1 protein-coding gene is annotated in these 558 nt (G+C 42.7%); it reads left to right on the forward strand.

The features are described 5' to 3' along the window. Nucleotides 1–19: 19 nt before the first annotated feature. On the forward strand, nt 20–558 hold a 539-nt coding region (locus E1163_RS00115; protein ID WP_155168514.1), incomplete at its 3' end, for a tetratricopeptide repeat protein.

Here is a 558-nt window from a genome sequence, read left to right on the forward strand (position 1 = left end):
TTGCCTATTGTTTTTATATATGCTGTCTGCCTGTGAGAATGAAAGTGAAATAACTCCGAACAAACTACCCCAGGAGACCCAGGAATTAAAAACCCTGTTAAATAAAGATACAGACGCAGATACGCGCCTTGCCGTGTATTACCAGCTCTATAAAAACTATCGTACCACTGACTTAACCCAAGCAGCCCATTACGCTAACCAGCAGCGTGGTTTAGCCGAACAGCTAGATAACACCTTGTACTTGGGAAGGGCCTACCACGCACTGGGTGCCCTTCAAGAGCAAGCGGGGGAATATATAGAAGCTGTAAACGCCTATTTGCATGCTATAGATGCTTTTGAAGAGATAGGATACACTGCTGGCGTGGCTACCGATTTCAATTATTTAGGACTGGTGTTTCTACATACAGAAGGCTACAAAGATGCCATACCATATTTTGAAAAAGCGGCTGAAACTTATAGAGAAATTGGTGACTTGAAAAATCTATCGGCGGTTTACTCCAACCTAGCCATATGCAATACTAAAGAAGGCAATTTTACTGAGGCTGCAGGTTACTTAAT

This window comes from Fulvivirga kasyanovii (assembly GCF_009711405.1).
Classification (GTDB): Bacteria; Bacteroidota; Bacteroidia; order Cytophagales; family Cyclobacteriaceae; genus Fulvivirga; species Fulvivirga kasyanovii.